Genomic DNA, 19,386 nt, shown 5'->3' with positions numbered 1-19,386 from the left:
AAAGATAGTCATTATATCTTTTTCCCTTTAAGAACCCTGATTTCTGAACCTTCAGCAAGCATTACAGAATCGGGTTTTACCTTAGCTAAAAAACTAAATTCTTCACCGTAATTGGTTCCAAAATCAACATCGATGGTATAATCCTGAACAGGGTAAACTTCCCATCTTGGATGCTCAACACCATATTCTGATGTTTTATTTATTCCAATTTTAGTATAACCCCAATAATGTTCCGTTATAAACTCTTCTTCGCTATTTAGTGCAATTTGTTCAGCTTTGGATGAAGCAATTACCGAAAACTTATTCCAATGTTTAGTTTTCCACTGGTATTCTACCTCAAGCTGATTTCCCTGTTCAATCCAGAGATGTTTCATGGGCAGGGTTTGATAGTTTTCTTTGTAAATGGTGTTGGCAATAAAAGTAATGGCGGGCTTAGGAACAATTTCTTTGATAAACACTACGCCGCGCTTCCAAACTCCATTTTCATTATATTTTACGTAGAAACGGAGGTTTACTTCTTCAAAAGTATCATGATAAGGAATTTTGAGACCTTTAAGCTTAACATCAACAAACATAAAGCCAACCAAACTGACATAATATTTTCCATTCCAGTCATCCAGTTCTGTATGCGGAGGTAAATATTTTAAAAGGATGTTTTTATCTACACTGTAATTGGCCAAAGCCAGTTTTCGCCATTCTGCAGTTAAAAATACCCCTTTACTAATATTCATTTAGATAACAGCTTGTCTAACACGAATAAGTTTCGCTAAAGTTTCTTCCAGTAAATTCAGATGCAGCATATTGGCCCCGTCAGATTTAGCATTTGCCGGATCAGGATGGGTTTCAATAAATAAACCATCAGCACCAACTGCGATAGCTGCTTTAGCAATAGTCAAAATCAGTTCAGGTTTTCCTCCGGTTACTCCACTACTTTGATTTGGTTGTTGCAAGGAGTGTGTACAATCCATTACTACAGGGACGCCAAAACTTTGCATTTCTGGCAAACCACGGTAATCAACAATTAAATCCTGATACCCAAAAGTATTCCCTCTGTCGGTTAAAATCACCTTATTATTCCCGGCTTCTACTATTTTCTCAACTGCAAATTTCATTGATCCAGCCGAAAGAAATTGCCCTTTTTTTACGTTAACAACCTTTCCGGTTTCAGCTGCTGCGATTAATAAATCAGTTTGACGGCATAAAAAGGCAGGGATCTGAAGTACATCAACATAAGCTGCAGCCATTGCCGCCTCTCCGCTTTCATGGATATCAGTCACGGTTGGCACATTAAATTCACGGCCAACTTTTTCCAGAATCTTTAACGCTTTTTCATCACCAATCCCGGTAAAAGAGCTGCCTTTACTTCGGTTTGCCTTGCGGTAAGAACCTTTAAATATGTATGGTATTTTAAGTTTATCGGTTATGGAAACAATTTTTTCAGCAATGCGCAAAGCCATTTCTTCACCTTCTATTGCACATGGCCCTGCCATTAAAAAAAAGTTTCCTGACTCTGTATTTTTTATTTTATCTAGGTAATTTAACATGCTTATCGTGTAAAAGAGAGAGGGAAAATGAACAATGGAGATTAAATCTTTCCAGTTAACATTTTCCCTCTTAAATTAAATATTTAGTTTCCTAATTCTGACATGAATTTGATCCGCATAAGCTGGATTTCCTCACGGGTATAATCTGTTTCACCGAGTTCATTCAGGGCATCATCAATAGAGTCATTTTCGGCAGCCCTGAAATAATCAAATACTTCATCTTGTCTGTCATCGTCAATTACTTCATCGATAAAATAATTAAGATTTAGTTTAGTGCCCGAATTAACAATAGATTCTACTTCTTTTAAAATTTCCTCATAGGTAATTCCTTTAGAATCCGCTATATCCTCCAAACCAATTTGTCTGTCAATATTCTGAATGATTGACACCTTCATTTGAGATTTATTCGCCTGAGTTTTGATAATTAAATCAATTGGACGCTCAATGTCGTTGTCTTCAACGTATTTTTTAATCAGCTCTATAAATGGAGAACCAAATTTCATTGCTTTACCAGAACCCACCCCAGAAATCTGCCGCAACTCTTCCATAGTAATGGGATAATGCGTACACATTTCTTCTAAAGAAGGGTCTTGAAAAACAACAAACGGAGGTACGTTTTTTTGTTTGGCTATTTTTTTACGCTGATCTTTAAGCAACTGTAAAAGCTGCGTATCAAGCGTACCTGTACCCTGTTTTACGTCATCATCGTCATCATCAGCACCTGATTCAATCGGTTCATTTAAAATGAATTTAAGACTATAGGGATTATTTATAAAATCTTTACCTTGTTTGGTTAGTTTTAATAAACCATAGTTATCAATATCCTTAAAAAGGAAATTATTTAATACAGCCTGGCGAACAATAGATTTCCATTTAAGTTCACCATCTTCTTTTCCCAACCCAAACTCAGGTACTTTACTGTGCTCGTAAGCAATAGTTTGTGCCGTTTCTAAACCCAGAAAAACATTTAATAAATGTACATCATCAAACTTTTCACCTGTTTTTTCGATAAACTTTAACAGCGTTGATAAATTTTCCTCTGCATCAAACTGTTTTTTAGGTTTTTTGCAATTATCACACATGCAATTGCAACCTGTTTCATTAAAGTTTTCACCAAAATAATGGAGAATCTGTTTACGGCGGCAAACGCCGGATTCAGCGTAATCGATTACTTCTTTTAAGATCTGTGTTCCAATTTCACGCTCAGAAACCGGCTTATCTTTCATAAACTTAGCCAGCTTATCCACATCTTTTTGAGCATAAAATGCAATGCAAACTCCTTCACCACCATCCCGTCCGGCCCTACCTGTTTCCTGGTAATAACCCTCCATACTTTTTGGCACATCATGGTGAATCACAAAACGCACATCAGGTTTATCGATTCCCATACCAAAGGCAATTGTAGCTACAATTACTTCGGCATCTTCCATCAAAAATTTATCCTGTGTTTCGGCCCTCACTTTAGGATCTAATCCTGCATGATATGGCAAAGCACTAACTCCATTCAAATTTAATGCTTCAGCTACTTCCTCCACCTTTTTACGACTCAAACAGTAAATAATACCCGATTTGCCGGTGTTGGACTTGATATACTTTATAATTTCTTTCGTAATGTCACGCTTGGGACGGATTTCATAAAATAAATTCGGTCTGTTAAATGATGACTTAAATAAAGTTGCATCACTCATTCCAAGGTTTTTAATAATGTCTTGCTGTACCTTTGGCGTTGCAGTTGCCGTTAGCGCAATAATTGGGATATTATTACCTAAACCACTGATTACCTGTCTGATTTTACGATATTCAGGTCTGAAATCATGCCCCCATTCAGAAATACAGTGTGCCTCATCCACAGCAACGAAAGAAATTTTAATTAAATTTAAAAAATCAATGTTATCCTGTTTGGCAAGCGATTCTGGTGCTACGTATAATAATTTGGTTTGACCACTTAAAAGGTCTGTTTTTACCTGAGTAATCTCAGATTTGTTTAGGGATGAATTTAGAAAATGAGCAATGCTGTCATTACCCCCAAATGCCCTTAATTGGTCCACCTGGTTTTTCATTAATGCAATAAGCGGTGAAATAACAATAGCTGTTCCTTCACTCATTAAAGCAGGTAATTGGTAGCAAATAGACTTCCCCCCACCTGTTGGCATAATAACAAATGTATTATTGCCTTCTAAAATATTTGTAATGATCGACTCCTGATCACCTTTGAAATTATCAAACCCGAAGAAATTTTGCAGGTTATCAAATAACGACTTTTTCACGTCCATTTTGTGTAATAAAATATGCGATGCTATTTTTGTATCCAAAATAACATAATTTTACAAGAATTTCAAGTATTAACCAACAATTTTTTTCTCTTTGAAAAGTAAAAAATCAATAACTCAATCAGCTGTAGACACATTGGGGTTAGAAGCTGCAGCAATTTTAAATGTTGCTAAGAATATTAATTCCGATTTTGAAAAGGTAGTGTCTGGCATTTTAAACTGCAATGGCCGCGTAATCGTAACCGGGATTGGGAAAAGTGCCATCATTGCTCAAAAAATTGTAGCCACTTTTAATTCTACGGGCACTCCTGCTATTTTCATGCATGCAGCAGATGCCATTCATGGAGATTTGGGCATGATCCAGCAAAATGATATTGTGATTTGCTTATCCAAGAGTGGCAATACACCCGAAATTAAAGTTCTTATTCCGTTGCTAAAAACTTCAGGCAACATTTTGATTGGGATGGTTGGTGAACTAAATTCTTACCTGGCTCAGCATGCCGATTTAATTTTGAACACCAGTGTTGAGAAAGAAGCTTGTCCGCACAACCTTGCCCCTACAACCAGTACAACCGCTCAGCTGGCGCTTGGTGATGCCCTTGCCATTTGTTTATTGGAGTGCCGGGATTTTAACGAATCAGACTTTGCAAAGTATCATCCCGGTGGTGCTTTAGGAAAAAAATTGTATTTAAAAGCAGGAGATCTCGCACTTTCAAACGAAAAACCACATATAAAACGTTCGGCATCAGTGAAAGAGGTTTTAATTGAAATTAGTAAAAACCGTTTAGGTGCCGTTGCTGTTATTGATGATGAAAACCAAATATTGGGCGTAATTACGGACGGTGATATCAGAAGAATGCTTGAAAACTATACCACCATAGAAAATTTAAAGGCTGAAGACATTATGGGAAAAAGCCCAAAAAGTATTCAATTTGATGCTTTGGCTGTTGAAGCGCTTGAAATAATCAGACAAAATAACATCACTCAATTGTTGGTTTTACAACAAAATACTTACTTTGGCATTATTCACTTACACGATCTTTTAAAAGAAGGTATTGTGTAGTTTCAAATTATAAAATGAATAAAGATTTTTATGCATTAATTATGGCTGGTGGTGTTGGAAGCCGCTTTTGGCCGGTAAGCAGAACAGAATTCCCTAAACAATTTATAGACTTTTTCGGTGTCGGAAAAACTTTAATTCAAAGTACATACGACCGATTTTTAAAAATATGTCCTCCCGAAAATATATTTATTGTAACCAATGAAATTTACACTGATTTAATTAAAAAACAATTGCCTCAGCTAAGCGACAATCAAATCTTAGCAGAGCCACTTTTACGAAATACAGCACCTTGTATTGCCTATGGATCTTTAAAAATTGCAGAACTTAACCCCAATGCAACTATTGTAGTTGCTCCATCCGATCATACCATTGCAAATCTTGATGGTTTTTACAGCTCGATTAACCAATCTTTAGATGCCGCATCAAAAAACGATTGTTTAATCACTTTAGGTATTATGCCCAACCGTCCGGATACCGGATATGGCTACATTCAGCATACGGCGCATGTTTTGGTTACCGATCCAAGCTTACATAAAGTTAAAACCTTTACAGAAAAACCAAATCTCGAACTGGCTAAATCTTTCATTCAAAGTGGAGATTTTCTGTGGAATGCAGGCATTTTCATCTGGTCAGCAAAATCTATTTTAAGTGCTTTCGAAAAGTACTTGCCGGATATGTACGAAATTTTTAATCTCGGCCGGTCCGAAATGAATACAGAAAGAGAAAAAGCCTTTATTAGCAATGCTTATCTGCAATGCACAAACATTTCTATAGATTTTGGAATTATGGAAAAGGCTGAAAATGTTTATGTACTTCCTGCTGATTTTGGCTGGTCGGATTTAGGCACCTGGGCTTCTATTTACGAAATGGCCGATAAAGATTATGTTGGAAATGCTGTAATACCAGCAGAACAGGTGATTATGTTTGATTCATCTAACTGTATGGTTAATGTACCTAAAGATAAGCTGGTTATCCTGCAGGGTTTACATGATTATATTGTAGTTGAGAACAACAATATGCTGATGATTTGCCCAAGAGATGAAGAGCAGAAAGTAAAGGAAATTGTTGCAGAGGTAAAATCCAGATTTGGAAATAAGTTTATTTAAAAGAATATGAAGAGAGCAAGAAAGTTTACTACTGATTTTCCTGCTCTTTATACGGTTCTTTGTCTAACCGCTTCGTATAAAATTACGCCAGCAGCTACCGAAACATTTAACGATTCAATTTTACCCGCCATCGGGATTTTAGCCAGATGATCGGCCACCCGTAAAAGTTCATTAGAAATACCTTCATCTTCCGATCCCATTACAATTGCCGTAGGCATCGTATAATCGGGAGCATAAATAAAGTCATTCGTTTTTTCCGTACAGGCTACAATTTGTAAACCACTTTCCTGTAAAAACAAACAGGTTTTATGCAAATTGGAATGACGGCAAATTGGAATGCTAAATAAAGCGCCAGCAGATGTTTTAATGGCATCAGCATTAATTTGTGCAGCATTTTTTAACGGTACCACAATGGCATGTACACCTACACAGGCAGCTGTACGGGCAATGGCTCCCATATTACGAACATCTGTTACGCTATCTAAAACTAAAATTAAAGGCACCTCTCCTTTTTCAAAAACAGAGGGAATAATATCTTCTATATTTTGATAAGTAATTGGAGAAATAACCGCAATAACGCCCTGATGGTTTTTCTGTGTCATGCGGTTCAATTTTTCAATTGGAACAGAGTTTAATGGAATTAAAGTTCCTGTTAAAAGCGTTTTTAACTCTAAAAACAAGCCTCCAGACAGGCCACGCTGCAAATAAATTGTTTCTATATCTCTTCCAGCTTTAATAGCTTCGATCACCGCTCTGATTCCAAAAACAAATTCATTATTCTCTTTTACGCGTTGTGGTCTTCTAAAATTATCCATGTTTAAAAATTGTTAGGCAAAAGTAAAGCAAATAATTGTTTTGCCCTGTATCAATCTCATCCTTATTAACATTTAATTGTGCAGAAATTTTTTAATCATTCAAAATCCATAAAAATTTAATCCGGTTATGCTTCAATTTGTTAACAAAGAGCTAGAAACTAATTAAACCAAGCGGACAAAATTTAGTTACTTTTGTGCTATGAGTATGGATAACGAACAAGGTGGAAAAAACAGTATGACTGCCCGTAAAAGCAGGCTAAGTAATACAATTAGTTCACAAGGTAAAATTCCGCCACAGGCACTTGATCTTGAAGAAGCCGTTCTTGGTGCTTTAATGCTTGAAAAAGATGCTTTATCTGCTGTAATTGATGTTTTGAAGCCTGAAGTTTTTTATAACGCAGCGCATCAGAAAATTTTTGAAGCCATCCACATTTTATTTGAAAAATCCAGACCGGTTGATATTTTAACCGTAACAGCTGAGTTGCGTACACTAGGGTCATTAGAAATGGTGGGCGGTGCTTATTACATCACCAACCTAACCAATAGAGTTGCCTCTGCAGCGAATATAGAATTCCATGCCCGTATTATTTCACAGAAATACATTCAACGTGAATTAATCCGGATCTCAACAGAAATTATTACCAATGCTTACGAGGATACTACTGATATTTTCGACTTGCTTGATCAGGCTGAAAAAGGACTTTTTGAGATCGCTCAGAATAACCTTCGCCGGGATACGCAGAAAATGGATGATATCATCAAGCAATCTTTAGCAACCCTTGAGGAATTAAGAACTAAAACAGATGGTTTAACAGGGGTACCTACTGGTTTTACAGGTTTAGACCGGATTACGGGTGGATGGCAAAAGCAGGATTTAGTAATTATTGCTGCCCGTCCGGCAATGGGTAAAACGGCGTTTGTTTTAACTTGCGCCCGAAATGCGGCTGTAGATTTTAATAAACCTTGCGTAGTTTTCTCTTTGGAGATGTCGTCTGTTCAATTGGTTAATCGTTTAATTTCAGGTGAAGCAGAAATTGAGCAGGAGAAAATCAGAAAGGGAAATTTAGCCGAATGGGAATGGCAGCAATTACACAGTAAAATCGGTAGATTAACTGAAGCACCTTTATTGATTGATGATACCCCGGCACTTAATATTTTTGAATTCAGGGCAAAATGCCGCCGGTTAAAGGCACAATACGATATTCAAATGGTTATTGTCGATTACTTGCAGCTGATGCACGGTAAAGGCGAAGGCAAAGGTGGCGGTAACCGTGAGCAAGAAATTGGTAGTATTTCACGGGCACTTAAATCCGTTGCAAAAGAACTGGATCTTCCGGTACTGGCATTATCACAGTTAAGTCGTGCGGTAGAGAGCAGACCAGGTTTACAAGGTAAAAGGCCTATGTTATCCGATTTACGTGAATCTGGTTCCATTGAGCAGGATGCCGATATGGTATTGTTTTTATATCGTCCGGAGTACTACGGCATTACCGAAGATGAACAAGGTCGTTCGCAAGCAGGTATTGGTGAGGTTATTATTGCAAAACACCGTAATGGTGAAACCGGTATTGTTCCGCTTAAATTCGTTGGTAAATTTGTTAAATTTGTTGATTTAGAAGATGATTTTAATGCACCTTCATTAGGTTCAGGAGAAAGCAGTGCAGGAATGTTACCTTCAGGTTCATTCGATAGTTTCCATAATCCTACTCCTCAAAGTAATGTAATTATAAGACCATCTAAAATGGATGATTACAATGATGATGATCCGCCTTTTTAATTTTTAAATATTGAATACTTATAAAAAAGACCATCAATTATAAATTGCTGGTCTTTTCTTTTAAATTATGTTCTGGGTTCATTCGACAGATTCAGGATGACAACCACCAGCTTGTTTACGGCTAGGCTAAAATAAATAGCCAATTAATATTCCAAATAAAACAATAACAGGCGGACTTACTTTGGTAAAGTTTAACAATAAAAAAGTGGCAATCATAATTCCTATAAATGGTATATTAAAGCCCATTGGAATTAACAACAGGATAAATGCAGCAATAATAAACCCAACACTTACAGCATTAATTCCTGATAAACTATGTTTGATTCTTGAAATTTTCTTCAAATCATCCCAGAAAGGAACAATAAAAAGGACCAGAATTAATCCGGGCAGGTTAATTCCGATTACACCGATTAAGCCTCCCAACATCTGCCCCCATAAACCATAACCAAAGTTTCTCATGCTTAGAGCACCTAAATAACTGGTAAATGAAAATGTGGGGCCTGGAAGTGCCTGTTGTAATGCAAAACCTGATAAAAAACCTGATGAAGTAATGTAATGCTTCATTTCTACAAACTCCGTAAACATTAAAGGCACCAGCACCTGTCCGCCACCAAAAACTAAAATTCCGTTACGGTAAAAATTTTCCAATAAACGGATTGGTAAGCTAAAAGGCGAAGTTCTATTGATAATTGCGCCTACCATCGCGAATAAAAGCAATGCACCTAAGAAATAAATCAGTTTTTTGGGGTTTACATTAGAAAAAAGTTTAACCCGTAATTCTGTTTCTTCTTTTGGAGTTTCCATGGCTGAAGAAATCATTCCGCCAACCAATATAGCCAACGGAAAAACGTAGGCATTTCGTAAAACGAATGTAGCTACAATTGCTGCAACAGCTAAAAAAACAGAAACCTGAGTGGTTAATACTTTTCTCCCTAGTTTATAAGCACCATAACCCACAATCCCCAATGCAATGGGCTGAATGTATTCTAAAATACCGATAAACTTTTGTTTTTGATCGAGCAAGCCAAAGCTAATGGCTGCAAAAGTCATAACCGCTGCCGTAGGCAAAATCCAGATCAGAAAAGTAATCAGGGCTAGTTTCAAGCGCCCCACTTTCCAGGCAATTCCAACTAAAGTTTGTGTTGAAGCGGGTCCGGGTAAAACCTGTGCCAGTGCATTTAATTCCAATAATTCTTCTTCGGTTATAAATTTAGTTTGATGTACAAAATACTTTAAAAGCAAAGCTAAATGCGCCTGTGCACCTCCAAAAGAAGTAAATGTAAAAAAGATTACATTCCGGATAAACAGCCACTGCTTTTTGGCAGCTATTGGTTTTGTCTGCATCAACTAAAAACTGAGAACTGAATTAATCATCTTCATAATCTAAGCCAGATGCAGAGTTAAAAGCACCTTGTAATTCTGAAAAAGCATGCATATCCCGTTTAGTCCTGGCTATTTCCATTCCTTTGCTGTACACCGCAATTGCTTTGTCTTTTTGGTCATCTTTTTCGTATAACTTGCCTAAATGATAGTAAGTTCCGACATAATCCGGGTGTTTATCCGTTAACTGAAGGTAAAAAGAATAAGCTTTTTCTTTGTCATTTTGAGCGTTATACTCTGTGGCTAAGGCATATAGTATAAATGGATCGTTAGGTTCACTCTCTAAAAACTCTAATAACTTACTTAATCGGGTAGTTGACATTTTAATTCCTTGCTTTTTTAATTAAATTTGCAGAAAGACCTTATATAATAAACATAATAAATATGAAAATATTAGTTTGTATCAGTAATGTGCCAGACACAACGACAAAAATAACTTTTACTAACGATAATACCGAATTCAATACTGCAGGAGTACAATATATTGTTAATCCTTACGATGAAATTGCTTTATCAAGAGCTATTGAGTTAACCGAAGGTGGTAAAGGTACCGTAACCGTAATTAATGTTGGCGAAGCTGCCACTGATCCAACCATCAGAAAAGCCCTTGCTATTGGTGCTGATGATGCTGTAAGAGTAAATGCGGTTCCGCGTGATGCTTATTTTGTTGCTAAACAAATTGCAGAATATGCAAAAGATAAAGATTTTAATATCATTTTAACCGGACGTGAATCTATTGACTATAATGGTAATCAGGTAGCGGCGATGGTTGGCGAATTTTTAGATATTCCTTCTATTTCAATTATTAAAAAATTAGATGTGGATGGAGATTCAGCGACTTTAGAGCGTGAAATTGAAGGTGGCAAAGAAGTGGTAACTGTTAATGGTAAATTTGTTGCGAGCTGTGCTGAAGGTGTTGCAGAACCAAAAATACCGAATATGCGGGGTATTATGAGTGCAAGAACTAAACCTTTAAATGTTATTGAAGCAGTTGCTATTGAGGAAGTAACTAAAGTTGCTAAATATGAAACCCCTGCCCCACGTGGCACTGTAAAACTTATTCCGGCTGACGCTGCTGAACAATTAATAGATTTATTGCATTCAGAAGCTAAAGTAATTTAATTTACGGTTGAACAATAATAATTAACAATAAGTATCCACACGTCCTTTATAGGGATCAAGAAATAAATATATGTCAGTATTAGTATATGTAGAACAAGCTGAGGGTAAATTTAAGAAATCTGTTTTTGAAGCAGTTTCTTATGCTAAAGCCATTGCAGATCAACAATCGACCAACTTAACCGCCATTTCTATCGGAGATGTTGCTGAAGGAGAATTAAAAGAACTGGGAAAATACGGTGCATCTAAAGTTTTAAATGTAAGCACTGATCAGTTAAAAACTTTTGTAAATCAGGCTTATGCCAGTGTTATTGCTGCTGCTGCAGAAAAAGAAGGCGCTAACATCGTGGTATTATCCAATTCATTCTCTGGTAAAGGCTTAGCGCCACGTATTGCTGTAAAATTAAAAGCAGGTTTAGCTGATGGTGCGGTAGAATTACCTAAAACCGATGGCGGAAAGTTTGAAGTTAAGAAAACAGCTTTCTCTGGTAAAGCTTTCGCAATTACAGAATTAACCTCTGCAAACAAAGTGATTGCTTTAAATCCAAATGCTTTTGGAGTTAAAGAAAGTGCAGCTGATGCAGCGATTGAAAATTTCGCAGCTGACGTTAAACAATCAGATTTAGCAACAGTAATTAAAGATATTGTTAGGGCAACCGATAAAATTTCTTTGCCGGATGCTGAATTAGTCGTATCTGCGGGCCGTGGATTAAAAGGGCCTGAAAACTGGGGTATGATTGAAGAGTTAGCTAATTTATTGGGAGCAGCTACAGCCTGTTCTAAACCGGTATCTGACGCAGACTGGAGACCACACTCAGAACACGTTGGTCAAACCGGTATTGCCATCAGTCCTAATTTATATATTGCCATTGGTATTTCCGGTGCAATCCAGCATTTAGCTGGTGTAAGTTCGTCAAAAGTAATTGTTGTAATCAATAAAGATTCTGAAGCACCTTTCTTTAAAGTGGCCGATTATGGTATTGTTGGTGATGCTTTTGAAGTTGTACCAAAATTAATTGAAGCCTTAAAAGCGCATAAAGCATAGTTTTTGTCATGCTGAGCCTGTGCTTATTGAACAGGCTCAATATGACATTTCATGAATATGAAAAAAGTAAAATTAGATATAGTTGGCTTATCTTACAGCCAAACACAATCCGGCGCCTATGCATTGGTTTTAGGTGAAGTTAACGGGCGTCGCCGCTTGCCAATTATTATTGGTGCGTTTGAAGCTCAGGCCATTGCTATTGAGATTGAAAAGATGACACCGAGCAGGCCATTAACACACGATTTATTTAAATCTCTTGCCGAAACCTTTCATATAAACGTACAGGAAATCATTATCTATAACCTGGTTGATGGTGTTTTTTATGCAAAATTAATTTGCAGCGATGGTAAAAACACACATGAAATCGATGCCAGAACATCTGATGCTATTGCACTTGCCGTAAGGTTTAATGCTATGATTTATACTTACGAATTCATTTTGGCTTCGGCCGGAATTGTAATTGAAGGTAATGATTTTCTCTTTTTAGAAAATATGGATAACATTGCCAAAGAACCTGATGCAGACAGCTTGCCTACCTCTACCAAACAACAGGGCTATAGCGAATTAACCCTTGAAGAATTACAGGAAAAACTTCAGGAAGCCATTGCTGATGAGGCTTACGAAAAAGCAGCAAGGTTAAGAGACGAATTAAATAAGAGAAATTCAGAATAATTTTAAAAAAATGGTACTGAATCAATTTTAAGCAATCAAATAACCTGATATTACCCCAATCTTTCTACCCGAAAAACATTAATACTTAAGATAATCTAAATTGTGCGAAATAATTTGAGCGCATTTTAGATTTTGTTTTAAAATAGTTCTATATTCAACTTTTACTTTCAAAAAAACAACTAAACTATTATTATGAATGTTAAGTTTCGCTTAACTCTGATGAGCTTTTTGCAGTTTTTCGTATGGGGTGCATGGCTAATTACGATTGCAAATTATTGGTTTGGTACTAAGCATTGGGACGGTACGCAATTTGGGGCAATATTTGCAACAATGGGATTTGCCTCTTTATTTATGCCTACCCTTACCGGAATTATTGCTGATAAATGGATCAATGCAGAAAGATTATATGCCTTACTTCACATTCTTTATGCTGGTGTATTGTTTTATTTGCCGCAGGTAGAAAGTCCGAACGCTTTTTTTTGGGTAATGCTGGTTGCAATGTGTTTTTACATGCCAACCATATCATTGAGTAACTCCATCTCGTACACCACGCTAAAATCCACTAATCTGGATGTTGTAAAAGATTTCCCGCCTATCCGGGTTTGGGGAACAGTTGGTTTTATTGCAGCCATGTGGATTACAAACTTAACCGGAAATAAAGCAAGTGCCAATCAATTTTACATCGCAGGTATTTCAGCGTTTTTACTAGGCATTTATGCTTTAAGTTTACCAAAATGCAAGCCTTCAAAATTAATATCAGAAAAAGCTTCGCTTATGCAAACTTTAGGTTTAGAAGCCTTTAAGTTATTTGCCAATTACAAAATGGCTTTATTCTTTATATTCTCCATGTTTTTGGGTGGTGCATTACAACTTACAAATGCCTATGGAGATGTGTATTTAGATGAATTTAAGCATTTTCCTAAATATGCAGAATCTTTTGTAGTTCAATATTCTACCATCATCATGTCAATCTCTCAGGTATCAGAAACACTTTTTATTTTAGCGATACCTTTCTTTTTAAAGCGTTTTGGTATTAAAAAGGTAATGATTATTGCCATGATGGCCTGGGTTTTCCGCTTCGGTTTATTTGCATACGGTGATCCGGCAGGAAACTTATGGATGATTGTTTTATCATGCGTAGTTTATGGTATGGCATTCGATTTCTTTAATATTTCAGGTTCCCTGTTTGTTGAAACCTCGACTACTGCAAAAACACGTTCATCAGCTCAGGGTTTGTTTATGATGATGACCAATGGCTTTGGAGCCGTATTTGGTAGTTTGGTATCCGGGTGGATGATTGATAAATATTTTACAAAAGCATTTACCGATGTACAATCCACCTCCCTTTTCGTCGGGTCTGAACCAACAAATACCCATTTACTTAAATACATAAAAGAACAAGGTGTAAGCATTTTAAACAATGGTACTTTCGATAAAACCATTTATATGAAAGACTGGCACCACATCTGGCTTTCATTTACCGTTTATGCATTGGTTATTACGGTTTTATTTGCTTTGCTGTTTAAACACAAACACACCAGAGCCGAACAACAAGCCATTGAAGCCATCAACCACTAGATAATTATACTCATCCTCTTAAATCCTTATGTCAGTCGGTAAATACAGAAAAGAACACAATTGCCTAAACTGTGGCGCACAGGTAGAAAAACATTACTGCAGTGATTGCGGGCAACCTAATTTAGAACTGAAAGAAAATTTTTGGCAATTTATAAGCCATAGTATTGCTCATTATTTTCACTTCGATAATAAGTTTTTTCAAACATTAAAACCTTTAATTACTCAGCCAGGACAAGTTACGCTTGATTATTTAGCTGGAAAACGTGCTCGCTACATTAACCCGGTGAGTATGTATATTTTTGTGTCTATTGTTTATTTTTTAATTGTACCCAAAGCTGGAGGTAACCATGAAAAAGAAACTAAGCATGAAGCAAAGGTAGAAGCACCAGCTAAAGAAGCTACAAAAATTTTGAGAGATACTGTTGGGAAAGAATTAGAGGAAATGGGGCTTAGTAAGAGCATAATAAGTAGTGCTGTAACCCGAATAAGCCATAGCCTTTCAATTAAAGAATTTAAAAAACTCTCTTTCAAAGCGCAGGATAGTATTATTAAAAATTTAGAAGCACAAAAAACAGCTTCAAATCAGGATTCAATTGAGGAAATTCTGGAATCTTATCGTGGTTTTCACATTATAAAACAGGATAGTACTTACGAGTCTTATTTATCCCGGCAGAGCAAATTATCTGCTGATGAGCGTGATAATTGGTACGAGCGACTTTTAAAAAAACGTGATATCTCTATTAATCAAAAATCATCAAACGGTTTTTGGTCATTATCTGAAGAAGTTGAGCACTACAGAGCTAAACAATATTTCTTATTGATGCCTTTACTTGCCTTTTTCATCATGCGAATTTTTAGAAGAAATCATATTTATTACTTAGATCACCTAATTTTTACCATACATGGCATGACTGCTTTTTTTCTTTTGAAAATAGCAACTGTACCCCTGCAGCAATATGTTTTTGGCCCGGATTCTTATGTAAGTACCGGAATTAAATGGCTGGTAGTGGCTGCTGTAATTTGGTATATGTACACTGGATTAAAAGTTTTTTATCAACGAACCAGAAGTGCGACCATTAAGAAAATGATTTTAATTGTGGTTTTATATCTGGTTGCCTTCAGTTTATCAGAAATGGTTATTGAAAACCTTATTTATTACTTCCTGGCTTAATTTTTTATAAAATTTTATCTACAAAAAAAGGCCTCTGATAAATTATCAGAGGCCTTTTATATTTCTATTACTATTACTATTTACGTTTTTTGATTTCAACAAACTCTCTGTCTGTTTCGCCAACGTAGATCTGACGCGGACGACCAATTGGTTCTTTGTTCTCGTGCATTTCTTTCCATTGTGCAATCCATCCCGGTAAACGTCCTAATGCAAATAATACGGTAAACATTTCTGATGGGAAGCCTAAGGCTCTGTAAATAATGCCCGAATAAAAATCTACGTTTGGATACAACTTACGGTCGATGAAATATTGATCCGTTAAAGCAGCTTCTTCTAATTTCTTGGCAATTTCTAAAATCGGATCATCGATGCCCAGGTTATCTAAAATATCATCGCATGCTTTTTTAATGATTTTTGCACGTGGATCAAAGTTTTTGTAAACCCTGTGTCCAAAGCCCATCATACGGAATGAGTCGTTTTTATCTTTTGCTTTATTAATCCATTTCTCTGTATCTCCGCCATCCGCTTTAATCAACTCAAGCATTTCAATTACAGCCTGGTTAGCACCACCATGCAGCGGGCCCCAAAGTGCAGCAATACCTGCAGAAATTGATGCATATAAATTACAATCAGAAGAACCTACAATACGTACAGTTGATGCTGAACAATTTTGTTCGTGATCTGCATGCAGAATCAACAATTTGTTCATGGCATTAACCACAACCGGATTTACTTCATAATCTTCGGTACGTTGTCCAAATGTCATCCAAAGAAAATTGGTAACATAATCATATCTATTTTTTGGATAAATAAGTGGATGGCCTAAGGATTTTTTATAAATGAAAGAAACAATTGTTGGCAGTTTAGCTAAAAGCTTAATAATGGTTAAATTTTGCTCTTCAGCTGTTTGATTTGGCTTTAAACATTCAGGATAGAATGTTGAAAGAGAGAAGATTAGAGAACCTAACTGACCCATTGGATGAGATCTTGAAGGGTAACCATCAAAGAACTTTTTCATGTCTTCATGAATCAGGGTATGTTTACTGATTTCATTTTGGAAACCATCCAGTTGTTCTTGTGTAGGTAAATCTCCATAAACAATCAGATATGCAACTTCTAAAAAGCTGGATTTTTCAGCAAGTTGCTCAATAGAATAACCTCTATATTTCAAAATGCCTTTTTCACCATCTAAAAAGGTGATTTTACTCTTTGTTGATCCAGTATTTTTAAACCCGGTATCTAAAGTAACAAAACCGGTTAAATCCCTAAGTTTCGAAATATCAATAGCCTTTTCATCTTCTGTTCCGGTAATTACGGGTAATTCAAATGTATTACCATCAACTTTAATCTCTGCAATATCTGACATATTATTATCTTATGTTTATAGCTTCTAAATTATGTAAAATTAATATACATGCATAGCAAATCTGTTAAATTAATGTGAATTATTAGTCAGGATGACGTAACAATCGTGCTCAATTTAAAATTGCTTACATTTTATTTTGTTTTGATTTCTTCTACTACCCGGCCACAGGTTAACATTTCCGCTCCATAGTATGGATTTTTAATGTCCTTTTCGGTCGATAGCCAATCTCCCCCATCACCTTTATTGGCCATTGGGCAATGTTGTACGTAAATAGTACCTTCAGTTACGTCCGCATGCTTAAACAATGCGATCAAATCTGAACTAAGTGCTGTAAAATCTTTTCTTTGAGAAGCAAGGTTTTTACTGTCTGCAATTTTGCTGGCCGTAACCGCTGTAGATTCACAGCCTTTATAACTTATTAAACTGGTTTGTAATAAAGCTGCAGATTGTTGGGCCGCAATTGAATCTGATTGAACCAGTGCATTCTTAATGCCTTCGTACTGCGTAAAAATTGTATTGATTTTCTCGTCTTTCAGTACCACAGCACTTTTAGCGGTTAACGTATCTTTCGTGGTAGAGTCTTTAGTTTCTGATGCTTTTTTCTCTGTCTGATTACAGGCCATCAACGTAGCAGCTACTAGGGCTATTCCGAGTATTCGTTTCATTGTTATTTGGTTTTGGGTTCAAAATAGCAATTTAAATATTAAAACCATAAAAAAAGCCCCTGAAAATTCGGAGGCCTTAAATTATATGATTTTGTAATTATAATTTCAATGATAACAAGTGTACAAGCTACATGGTTTGCTTTATTTGAAAGAAATTGCAGGAGTGCTTAGACGAACAAGCTGCAAGAAAAATTGAACATAAAAAAACCTCCGGGGCAAATATCCCGGAGGTTTTAATAAAATATTTATACTTCTTACAATTTGAAACCGTAAGCAACTCTTAATGCAACCTGACCTAAAGTACCTCCACTTACGGAGTTTCCTTCATATCTAACACCTAAATCTAAACCACTGCTCCATGCATAACCTATTGAAGGTGCATAAAGGAATCCAGTTTTTGCGCCACTTGGAGTAATGCCAATACCAGCACCTAATTCAGCTAAACCATATACTCCTGAACCTGACGGATCAAAAAAGTATTTAACACCAGCTTTAACCGGAATGTATCCAAAATCAGGAACATTAAAACCTGAGTTTCCTATTTCTTTACCGATAAAGTGCGTATAACCAGCCGTTACCGGAATTGACAATTGTTTATCAATATCAAACTGATAACGAACATCACCACCAATTGCAAAACTATATCCATCTGTTGTAGGTAAACCTACATTTAAACCAATTCCTAATTTTTGTTGTGCATTAACACTCGTTGACGTAAAAAATAAAGCCACTACAGCTGCTGAAGTAGCAAGAATTTTAGTAATTGTTTTCATTGTTGTGATTTTTTGAGTTAATATTAAATAATATATGCTCACAAATACAAACTGTGTGCCAAAGGGCCTTTTTAATATGATTTTAACATTGTATTAATGTCAAAATATTAAGGTTTTAGTTAATCCCTTCAATACTAAGCTTATTGGCGACTTCAGTTTTTAAAACATCATCATTCTGGGCCGCATTAAGCCAGTTAATTTTCACTCCGTCTTTTTCCATTTTCCTAAAAAAAGTACTTTGTCTTTTAGCAAACTGACAAATTGCAATGCCAAGTTTCAATTTTAAGTCATCAAAACTGAACGCTCCGGCTAAATATTGCGCTATAAATTTATATTCAAGGCCATAAAATACCAGCATTTCCTGACTAATGCCATAGCTGAGCAAATCTTTTACTTCTTCAATCATTCCGGCATTTAACCGCTCGTTTAAACGTTTTAATATTTTAGCACGGGTAATTTCTACTGTATTTTTTAATCCAAAAACGATTGGTTTAAATGTTGGTCTATCCACTGTATCCAGTGTATTGTGCTTTAAATATTCGGCAATTTCAATTGCTCTGATTAATCTTTTTTTAGAATTTATATCAACATGTTCCTGATTTGAGTATAAATTTAAACGCTCATTCAGCGCTTCTCTTGATTGCAATTCCAATGCAGTTCTCAATCCTTCGTTAACCGGAACAGCGGTAAATTCCTGATTTTGCAACAAACTGTGAATGTACATACCTGTGCCTCCACAAAGAATTGGCAACCTATTTTTATGGGTAATCGTTTGAAAAGCATTATAAAAATCTTCTTTGAAAGCATTTACATGATAACGTTCTCCGGGTTCTAAAATATCAATCAGATGGTGTGGGATTATCTTTCCCTTAATGTGATATTCATTTAAATCTTTCCCGGTTCCAATGTCCATGTGTTTAAAAACCTGCCTGCTGTCTGCACTGATTATTTCGCCATTTAAATCATGAGCCAGATTTACAGCTAGGTGGGTTTTACCTGAAGCTGTAGCACCTAATATAATAAGCAATGGATTTACAGACAT

General features: G+C 36.1%; 18 protein-coding genes. 8 read left to right on the top strand and 10 right to left on the bottom strand.

Going from position 1 to position 19,386, the window contains the following annotated elements; all coding sequences use genetic code 11:
• Positions 1-11 precede the first annotated feature (11 nt).
• The 3 genes from O0955_RS06500 to recQ all read right to left on the bottom strand — a co-directional run bounded on the left by O0955_RS06500 (position 12) and on the right by recQ (position 3,817).
• Positions 12-731, bottom strand: a complete 720-nt coding sequence (locus tag O0955_RS06500; RefSeq protein WP_269426729.1) for a YqjF family protein — start codon at positions 729-731, stop codon at positions 12-14.
• Positions 732-1,544 (bottom strand): 3-deoxy-8-phosphooctulonate synthase, encoded by an 813-nt coding sequence (gene kdsA / locus O0955_RS06495; protein WP_269426728.1) that lies wholly within the window; start codon positions 1,542-1,544, stop codon positions 732-734. It abuts the gene before it with no gap.
• A gap of 83 nt (positions 1,545-1,627) precedes the next feature.
• Positions 1,628-3,817 (bottom strand): DNA helicase RecQ, encoded by a 2,190-nt coding sequence (recQ, locus tag O0955_RS06490; RefSeq protein ID WP_269427227.1) that lies wholly within the window; start codon positions 3,815-3,817, stop codon positions 1,628-1,630.
• 91 nt (positions 3,818-3,908) lie between these two features.
• Between recQ and O0955_RS06485 the strand changes: the two genes are divergently transcribed.
• Both O0955_RS06485 and O0955_RS06480 read left to right on the top strand, forming a co-directional pair.
• Entirely contained in the window at positions 3,909-4,877 is a 969-nt protein-coding gene (locus O0955_RS06485) for a KpsF/GutQ family sugar-phosphate isomerase (RefSeq protein ID WP_269426727.1), read from the top strand.
• Between the two features lie 14 nt (positions 4,878-4,891).
• Complete coding sequence (locus tag O0955_RS06480; protein ID WP_269426726.1) at positions 4,892-5,983, top strand: mannose-1-phosphate guanylyltransferase; 1,092 nt, start codon at positions 4,892-4,894, stop codon at positions 5,981-5,983.
• A gap of 47 nt (positions 5,984-6,030) precedes the next feature.
• On the opposite strand, the gene rlmB is transcribed toward O0955_RS06480, so the two are convergent.
• A complete protein-coding gene (gene rlmB, locus O0955_RS06475) occupies positions 6,031-6,798 on the bottom strand; it encodes a 23S rRNA (guanosine(2251)-2'-O)-methyltransferase RlmB (RefSeq protein WP_269426725.1) in 768 nt (255 codons plus the stop codon).
• A gap of 199 nt (positions 6,799-6,997) precedes the next feature.
• Here rlmB and dnaB point away from each other — a divergent pair, with 199 nt between their 5' ends.
• Complete coding sequence (dnaB, locus tag O0955_RS06470; protein WP_269426724.1) at positions 6,998-8,575, top strand: replicative DNA helicase; 1,578 nt, start codon at positions 6,998-7,000, stop codon at positions 8,573-8,575.
• A gap of 126 nt (positions 8,576-8,701) precedes the next feature.
• On the opposite strand, the gene chrA is transcribed toward dnaB, so the two are convergent.
• Both chrA and O0955_RS06460 read right to left on the bottom strand, forming a co-directional pair.
• The gene (chrA, locus tag O0955_RS06465) at positions 8,702-9,919 is read right to left on the bottom strand and encodes a chromate efflux transporter (RefSeq protein ID WP_269426723.1); all 1,218 of its coding nucleotides are present in this window, start codon (positions 9,917-9,919) and stop codon (positions 8,702-8,704) included.
• Positions 9,920-9,941: 22 nt separating this feature from the next.
• Positions 9,942-10,277, bottom strand: a complete 336-nt coding sequence (locus tag O0955_RS06460) for a tetratricopeptide repeat protein (protein ID WP_269426722.1) — start codon at positions 10,275-10,277, stop codon at positions 9,942-9,944.
• Between the two features lie 62 nt (positions 10,278-10,339).
• Here O0955_RS06460 and O0955_RS06455 point away from each other — a divergent pair, with 62 nt between their 5' ends.
• From O0955_RS06455 to O0955_RS06435, 5 genes are all read left to right on the top strand, one after another.
• Positions 10,340-11,077, top strand: coding sequence for an electron transfer flavoprotein subunit beta/FixA family protein (locus O0955_RS06455; RefSeq protein WP_269426721.1), 738 nt, complete (start codon positions 10,340-10,342; stop codon positions 11,075-11,077).
• Between the two features lie 70 nt (positions 11,078-11,147).
• A complete protein-coding gene (locus tag O0955_RS06450) occupies positions 11,148-12,119 on the top strand; it encodes an electron transfer flavoprotein subunit alpha/FixB family protein (protein WP_269426720.1) in 972 nt (323 codons plus the stop codon).
• Between the two features lie 57 nt (positions 12,120-12,176).
• Positions 12,177-12,791 carry a bifunctional nuclease family protein gene (locus O0955_RS06445; RefSeq protein ID WP_131537213.1) on the top strand — a complete coding sequence of 205 codons (615 nt, stop codon included), beginning with the start codon at positions 12,177-12,179 and terminating at the stop codon, positions 12,789-12,791.
• A 192-nt stretch (positions 12,792-12,983) separates the two neighbouring features.
• On the top strand, positions 12,984-14,369 hold the full coding sequence (locus tag O0955_RS06440) for a nucleoside permease (protein WP_269426719.1): 1,386 nt from the start codon (positions 12,984-12,986) through the stop codon (positions 14,367-14,369).
• Between the two features lie 28 nt (positions 14,370-14,397).
• Positions 14,398-15,540 (top strand): DUF3667 domain-containing protein, encoded by a 1,143-nt coding sequence (locus tag O0955_RS06435; protein ID WP_269426718.1) that lies wholly within the window; start codon positions 14,398-14,400, stop codon positions 15,538-15,540.
• A gap of 76 nt (positions 15,541-15,616) precedes the next feature.
• Here the strand turns inward: O0955_RS06435 and O0955_RS06430 are convergent, their stop codons facing one another.
• The 4 genes from O0955_RS06430 to miaA all read right to left on the bottom strand — a co-directional run bounded on the left by O0955_RS06430 (position 15,617) and on the right by miaA (position 19,386).
• Positions 15,617-16,906: a citrate synthase gene (locus O0955_RS06430; RefSeq protein WP_269426717.1), complete on the bottom strand. Its 1,290-nt coding sequence runs from the start codon at positions 16,904-16,906 to the stop codon at positions 15,617-15,619.
• Between the two features lie 131 nt (positions 16,907-17,037).
• Positions 17,038-17,571, bottom strand: a complete 534-nt coding sequence (locus tag O0955_RS06425; RefSeq protein WP_269426716.1) for a DUF3347 domain-containing protein — start codon at positions 17,569-17,571, stop codon at positions 17,038-17,040.
• 254 nt (positions 17,572-17,825) lie between these two features.
• Positions 17,826-18,344: an outer membrane beta-barrel protein gene (locus O0955_RS06420; RefSeq protein WP_269426715.1), complete on the bottom strand. Its 519-nt coding sequence runs from the start codon at positions 18,342-18,344 to the stop codon at positions 17,826-17,828.
• A 115-nt stretch (positions 18,345-18,459) separates the two neighbouring features.
• Positions 18,460-19,386, bottom strand: coding sequence for a tRNA (adenosine(37)-N6)-dimethylallyltransferase MiaA (gene miaA, locus O0955_RS06415; RefSeq protein WP_269426714.1), 927 nt, complete (start codon positions 19,384-19,386; stop codon positions 18,460-18,462).

The organism is Pedobacter punctiformis (assembly GCF_027213715.1).
GTDB lineage: Bacteria > Bacteroidota > Bacteroidia > Sphingobacteriales > Sphingobacteriaceae > Pedobacter > Pedobacter punctiformis.
The sequence above is the reverse complement of the archived record's forward strand: the minus strand, read 5'-3'. Positions and strand labels throughout refer to the sequence as shown.

Coding starts and splice junctions, on each gene's coding strand:
- O0955_RS06500 (WP_269426729.1), bottom strand. CDS start 731: ATGAATATTAGTAAAGGGGTATTTTTAACTGCAGAATGGCGAAAACTG.
- kdsA (WP_269426728.1), bottom strand. CDS start 1,544: ATGTTAAATTACCTAGATAAAATAAAAAATACAGAGTCAGGAAACTTT.
- recQ (WP_269427227.1), bottom strand. CDS start 3,817: ATGGACGTGAAAAAGTCGTTATTTGATAACCTGCAAAATTTCTTCGGG.
- O0955_RS06480 (WP_269426726.1), top strand. CDS start 4,892: ATGAATAAAGATTTTTATGCATTAATTATGGCTGGTGGTGTTGGAAGC.
- rlmB (WP_269426725.1), bottom strand. CDS start 6,798: ATGGATAATTTTAGAAGACCACAACGCGTAAAAGAGAATAATGAATTT.
- dnaB (WP_269426724.1), top strand. CDS start 6,998: ATGAGTATGGATAACGAACAAGGTGGAAAAAACAGTATGACTGCCCGT.
- chrA (WP_269426723.1), bottom strand. CDS start 9,919: ATGCAGACAAAACCAATAGCTGCCAAAAAGCAGTGGCTGTTTATCCGG.
- O0955_RS06460 (WP_269426722.1), bottom strand. CDS start 10,277: ATGTCAACTACCCGATTAAGTAAGTTATTAGAGTTTTTAGAGAGTGAA.
- O0955_RS06455 (WP_269426721.1), top strand. CDS start 10,340: ATGAAAATATTAGTTTGTATCAGTAATGTGCCAGACACAACGACAAAA.
- O0955_RS06450 (WP_269426720.1), top strand. CDS start 11,148: ATGTCAGTATTAGTATATGTAGAACAAGCTGAGGGTAAATTTAAGAAA.
- O0955_RS06445 (WP_131537213.1), top strand. CDS start 12,177: ATGAAAAAAGTAAAATTAGATATAGTTGGCTTATCTTACAGCCAAACA.
- O0955_RS06440 (WP_269426719.1), top strand. CDS start 12,984: ATGAATGTTAAGTTTCGCTTAACTCTGATGAGCTTTTTGCAGTTTTTC.
- O0955_RS06435 (WP_269426718.1), top strand. CDS start 14,398: ATGTCAGTCGGTAAATACAGAAAAGAACACAATTGCCTAAACTGTGGC.
- O0955_RS06430 (WP_269426717.1), bottom strand. CDS start 16,906: ATGTCAGATATTGCAGAGATTAAAGTTGATGGTAATACATTTGAATTA.
- O0955_RS06425 (WP_269426716.1), bottom strand. CDS start 17,571: ATGAAACGAATACTCGGAATAGCCCTAGTAGCTGCTACGTTGATGGCC.
- O0955_RS06420 (WP_269426715.1), bottom strand. CDS start 18,344: ATGAAAACAATTACTAAAATTCTTGCTACTTCAGCAGCTGTAGTGGCT.
- miaA (WP_269426714.1), bottom strand. CDS start 19,386: ATGTCTGTAAATCCATTGCTTATTATATTAGGTGCTACAGCTTCAGGT.